The organism is Bacillus sp. TL12, assembly GCF_022625245.1.
Classification (GTDB): domain Bacteria; phylum Bacillota; class Bacilli; order Bacillales; family Bacillaceae_G; genus Bacillus_A.
In genome coordinates this window covers 1-5,126 of sequence record NZ_JAJJBY010000090.1, presented here as the reverse complement: position 1 = coordinate 5,126, position 5,126 = coordinate 1, and the positions used below count along the sequence as shown (strand labels likewise).

At 33.0% G+C, this 5,126-nt stretch carries 5 protein-coding genes and 1 pseudogene; 4 read left to right on the top strand and 2 right to left on the bottom strand.

The annotated features are described in order from the left end of the window. The 3 genes and pseudogenes from LOK41_RS27200 to LOK41_RS27190 form a co-directional block, all read left to right on the top strand. Positions 1-276, top strand: a pseudogene (locus LOK41_RS27200) (plasmid recombination protein); the annotation flags it as partial. 220 nt (positions 277-496) lie between these two features. Continuing rightward, the gene (locus LOK41_RS27195; RefSeq protein WP_241819197.1) at positions 497-1,153 is read left to right on the top strand and encodes a MarR family transcriptional regulator; all 657 of its coding nucleotides are present in this window, start codon (positions 497-499) and stop codon (positions 1,151-1,153) included. Positions 1,154-1,828: 675 nt separating this feature from the next. Next, on the top strand, positions 1,829-2,425 hold the full coding sequence (locus LOK41_RS27190) for a peptidase inhibitor family I36 protein (RefSeq protein ID WP_241819195.1): 597 nt from the start codon (positions 1,829-1,831) through the stop codon (positions 2,423-2,425). Between the two features lie 303 nt (positions 2,426-2,728). On the opposite strand, the gene LOK41_RS27185 is transcribed toward LOK41_RS27190, so the two are convergent. After that, positions 2,729-3,190, bottom strand: a complete 462-nt coding sequence (locus tag LOK41_RS27185; protein ID WP_241819194.1) for a hypothetical protein — start codon at positions 3,188-3,190, stop codon at positions 2,729-2,731. Between the two features lie 293 nt (positions 3,191-3,483). Here LOK41_RS27185 and LOK41_RS27180 point away from each other — a divergent pair, with 293 nt between their 5' ends. After that, on the top strand, positions 3,484-3,912 hold the full coding sequence (locus LOK41_RS27180; RefSeq protein WP_241819192.1) for a hypothetical protein: 429 nt from the start codon (positions 3,484-3,486) through the stop codon (positions 3,910-3,912). Between the two features lie 375 nt (positions 3,913-4,287). On the opposite strand, the gene LOK41_RS27175 is transcribed toward LOK41_RS27180, so the two are convergent. Next, positions 4,288-4,863, bottom strand: a complete 576-nt coding sequence (locus LOK41_RS27175; protein ID WP_241819190.1) for a DUF3967 domain-containing protein — start codon at positions 4,861-4,863, stop codon at positions 4,288-4,290. Between the last annotated feature and the right edge of the window lie 263 nt (positions 4,864-5,126).

Here is a 5,126-nt window from a genome sequence, read left to right as displayed (position 1 = left end):
GAAGAAAATCGAACATTGAAACGAGAAAAGAGTCAGTTGCAAAAAGAAGTTGGTGTATTAAATAGAGAAATAGGCTCGTTAAAGGTTCATATAAAGGATTTACAGGCAAACATAAGGGTTTTATATCAACAGACGAAAAAAGTGTTTAAAGAGAAATTTAAGGCGTTTAGAGGGCTTGTTAAAAATGAATTGGATATAAAAGGTGTAGATAACCATTTTGAACAGGAACATAAGAAAGAAATTAATAAACATCGAGGTTTTGATATGGAACGGTAAAAAAATAGGGAAACTTTGTTTTTATCTTCAAGGTTATTGAAAACGTGATAGAATGAAAAAAGAGTCATGCGGGAACATGACTCTTTTTAATAGGGTATTCTACGAAAATACCTAAAATTCACTTATCTGATTATAGATTATCATAATTTGATTTATAATCAAATAGCAAAAAATAGGTATTTTTGTTGATTCCCTCAATTAAGGAGGAATTAACTTAGATATGACAAAGAAAAATATTGATTTTGTACAAGCTGAAAAAAAGGCAAAAGTAAGAGATAGTAAGATTGATAGTATTTATGAAAAACTTGAAAATAGTGGTGGACTTTCTGAAGAAGAAAGAGCCATGATGCTACAAGTATTGAGTAAAATGTCTGGTGGAGAAGAATATTTCATTGGTAAAAAGAAAAAACCTACGGATCGGGTGAGATTTGTGCAAATGATTACAGAGAATATTGATTATTTATGTGAAATTGGCTATTTAACTCAACCGGAAAAGGCATTTTTATTTGATATTTCAAGATTTCTAGAATTTAAATCAAATGTTATTGTTGAAAAAAATGAAGATGATGATATAAAACCGAATGCAGCATCTCCTAGTTATTTAGCTAAGAAATTAGGGAAAACAAGGACTTCTATTTCAAAATTGATGAATGAATTGCTTGAAAAAGGAGTTTTAGGAGTTGCAGAAACTGGTGTAATAACTGAAGATGGAAGAACTTGTTCAGCAAGGACTTGGTTTGTTAATCCTAATATATTATGTAATTCACCTAAAGATGATATTGATAGAGCGACTCAACAAATTTTTTCAAAAGCTTTACGTAATATCAAAATTGAAGGTAATAGGAAAAAACATAAACTACCAATTTATTTATTTTAGATGTCAATTTTTATATTGACATCTTTTTTTATATATGATTTTCCATTTTATAGGTGTTAAAAAAAATTAACACAGGTGTTAAAAAAAATTAACACCTCATGTCTTATAAACCCTTGCTATTACTGACTTTTTATATTTTCTCTATCTCACTCTTATATATAGGGCTAAAAGTTCCGCAAGGAACGGGTAGTATTTTTGAGAAAACCACTCAAAAATCTCCACCCTCAGAATCAAAAAGTCGGTTCGTTAATCCTTACCTAAAGGCTATCGCCTTTTCTTTTTGATTCTGTCCTTGCAAAACTTTTTTCGGCAGGTATAGGCATGTCGCCAAGCCGAACATACCAAAAACAAGGTTAAGTTGCTCGACTTGGACTAGCAATTGTACCCGCCGAACCGCCAGTTCTATCGTTCTAAGCAATAAGCTTACTCCATATTCAGTTACGTTAAGTTCCAGGGGGGCTAGCCCCCCTGACCCCCAGCCAGCACTCACACCCAAAAACAAGGAGAAACATCAAAAGGTCAGGAATTTTATACATAAAGAGAAGCCCTAATTAATAATAATTAAGGGGTACGGAAATGATTCGGGGAATGAGAGTAACACTTGAATTCCTTATGAATTAAACCTATTTTTCTTTTTTTAGGATAGGAAAAGATATTCATCTAGGAGGGATTTTCTTGAAGAAAATAGTTGTTACATTATTGGCTTTTGTCTTGGCGATTATTCCTATTACTGCTTTTGCTGATACGACATCAACCTCAGTTTCAAAACAAACGCCTTCAACAGAGAATATGGTTCAATTAAAAGACTTGCCTGTTATGATTGATGGTGTTAAATATGCACAAGATGATTTGCATGTAAAGAATGTAACTCAGTTTGTTTTCGATGACGTTGCAAAAGCAGAAGGAGTAGTCTATGGGTTTACAAATCAAGACCGTTTAAATGCTCATTTGCAGAGTGCTGTTGTTGAGCGTAAAAAGGATACTAAAAACAATATGATTACAGCCCAAGCTGTTTATTATAATTCGTATTTTTATGAACATTCTAATTACGGAGGGAATTCCTTTGGAGCTTCCGGTAATATTAGCTGGGTCGGTTCATATTGGAATGATAAAATTTCTTCGTTGAAAGCGGGTTACAATCATAACTGGACAGTTATGTGTTGGGATATTAACTACGGAGGAGCAAGATTTTGGGTACAATCCGGTATCAATGTCAACTATGTTGGATCAACTTGGAACGATAAAGCGTCTTCCATCTTCTTTACTAATTAGATTGAAGAAATAACCATATTTTTTGTGAGAATCTTGCTTATGCAGGATTCTTTTTTGTTGTTTGTTTCAGAGGTACCGTCAATATTTCGGAAAAACCCCAAACTAAGTAAAAAAATACAATGAGCTGTCTATATAGACAGCTCATTTACATAATTGTCGTTATCAGAAGTTGTTTTTAGATGATCAGTTTTTATATTTTATAATAGTTCCGTTTATATCTTTAAACTCTAAAGCCGTCTTAATAAAATCTAATGATTCTGGACCATCGTCTAATTTATTAGGAAGGATTATGTACCATAAACTCTATCCTTTATATTTTGATTCGTTAGGTAAGTATTTATCTAAATTTATTATATGTCCCGAAGTAGATTCATAAGATACCTTGCTAATAGATGGATTTTTAAGATAACCAGAAATAACTTTTCCATTTGAAACTCCAAAAGTAGGTGATATACCAGAATCTTGTATTTCTAACTCACTTACATTTTCTCCTCCTGTTGTTCCACTAACAGTCCATTTTCCATTTTTCATTTCTAAATCCGCTATTGAAATGTAATTATCAGGTGTAACAAAAAAGGCTGTTTTTCCATCTATTTTTATAATACGCTCTAAAGCATGATATTTATTTATTTCTGTATTGTTTGTTGATTTTAATTCTTGCTTTAATGCTTCTTGCTTTGTATTGTATCCTTTTGAAATCGAACAGCCACTAATGATAAAAATTATGGAACCTAATATAAGATGTTTTCTAAGCTTTTTATACAAAAGTTTTCTCTCCTCCTTATATTTTTTAAAAATATGGATTAATTACATTCTATCGTGAAGGAATTAGAATAAGTCGTACATTTTTTGATGTATATGGTATTCATGTCAGGTTGACATAACGCATCATTATCAGAATTAAATGTATCTAAGAACTTAAAAAACTACTCCCAACTTGCTTTACTGAAGGGTTGTTTTTAATATTCAAAATATTCAAATATCCATAAAAATCTTACAATTTTATCCATTTATTTGTAAGATATTTAAGTACATTAATACTTAGAGGAGGGATTTTCATGAAGAAATTATTATCTGTTATGGGATCGTTGGTGTTGTCAATGGTTTTATTATTCGGATTTAGTGGATTAGCAAGTGCGGCAAGTTCTTATGGTGGATTTGAAACTGATGGACCTAGATATGGCGAAGCTTACTCCATTTATGGTGTTTCATCAGGGCAGACTATAAAAGTCAAAATCAACTGGTGTGCTAATGTGAACTGGGCTACCTATCGTGCAACCTCAATGTATGTATTTCGATGTGGAACTGCGCTTTCGGTAAAATTATATAATCCTAGTACAGGAAATTACACATCTACCAAGGTTGTTGGATCCGATGGATATGTAACATTTACCAATATGAGGGGCGGTACTTATGATATTTACTTCTATGATTCATGGAGTGACTACTTCTTCAGAGGCGATAGTACAGCAACTAGTTATTATTAGAAAATAGACCCTGCCATCCTTCGGGATGGTTTTTCTTTTGCTCAAAAGAATGCATATCATATATATTTCTTGTTAACATAATGTAACAATTATCAGTAGTTGTTTTATTCCAATAATCTTTTTGTATCAAGGATTTCTCTCACTCTACGACAATATGAAATATGCAGGATTTTATACAATACCGGAGCGTCGCTGGTTTGGGCGTCCCAATCCTTTGACAAGCTTCCCTACTTTTTGCATAAAATCCTGCATATTATTTGTTCTTCTAAAATTTCATGTACAGTAATTGAAATTAAGATTTTTCCCAAACAAATAGATATTTAGGTATTGAATACAAAAAAGCCGTACCGATCTGTGCGGGTACGGCTTCCCTTATTACTTCCCACCAAATATTCTACGAAGCCATTGCCAAGTCCCATTCTTTTGTTCGTTACTCACCGATATCTGTTTTTTTGTGTCCTGTATCTCTCTTAGCGTTGCCATTAGCGTTCGATCTCGTTCTTCCAAACGTTTGTTTAAGTACTCGTTTTGTTGTTGAATTGTCTTCGTTAGTCCTTCGATTATGTCGCGTAATTCCTCTTTTGTTACGTAGTCTTTATCGTGATCATTATCGTTGGTGATCGCTACATCTTTATCGTTTGTTATCGGTAAATTTTTGTTATTATCGTTATCACTGTGCGATAAGTCATTGCTTGAATCCATTGCTAATACTACTTTTGCAGCGCTATCCATCGATATTTTGTTTTTCTGTACTAGATCAACATATTGGCGTAAAGCAACTACGTCTTTATCGAAGAAAGCTCTATGTCCACGATCGTTTTTTAGGAATATGTAACCATGTGCTTCTAGTGTCTGAAAGTACTTACGTAAAGTGCTTTCTTTTACTTCTAAAAGCAACGCAATGTCCTTCGGTACATATATACGCTTATTATCGCTCGCGTTACCGCTCATTACCGATCACCTCCACGATAATACATTCTATCATGAGGGCCCCGTTCCTTGCATTTCTAGGCACTCACTGCTTTTTTCTTTTTCCGCGTTTTCTTCTAGTCCATATATACAGAAATTTATTCAAGAATTGCTAGGAATCAAAACGAAGGAATTCCCGACATTACAAGAATGTATGAAATTTCGTATAAAGAATTGATCATAAGTTATAAACAGACTGTTGATATCATTGGAATAACAAGGATTAGGCACTACTGATAATTGTG

What these genes read in the sequence shown, in the direction of transcription:
- LOK41_RS27180 (WP_241819192.1), top strand. Translation starts at nt 3,484, where the DNA reads ATGAAGAAATTATTATCTGTTATGGGATCGTTGGTGTTGTCAATGGTT.
- LOK41_RS27175 (WP_241819190.1), bottom strand. Translation starts at nt 4,863, where the DNA reads ATGAGCGGTAACGCGAGCGATAATAAGCGTATATATGTACCGAAGGAC.
- LOK41_RS27195 (WP_241819197.1), top strand. Translation starts at nt 497, where the DNA reads ATGACAAAGAAAAATATTGATTTTGTACAAGCTGAAAAAAAGGCAAAA.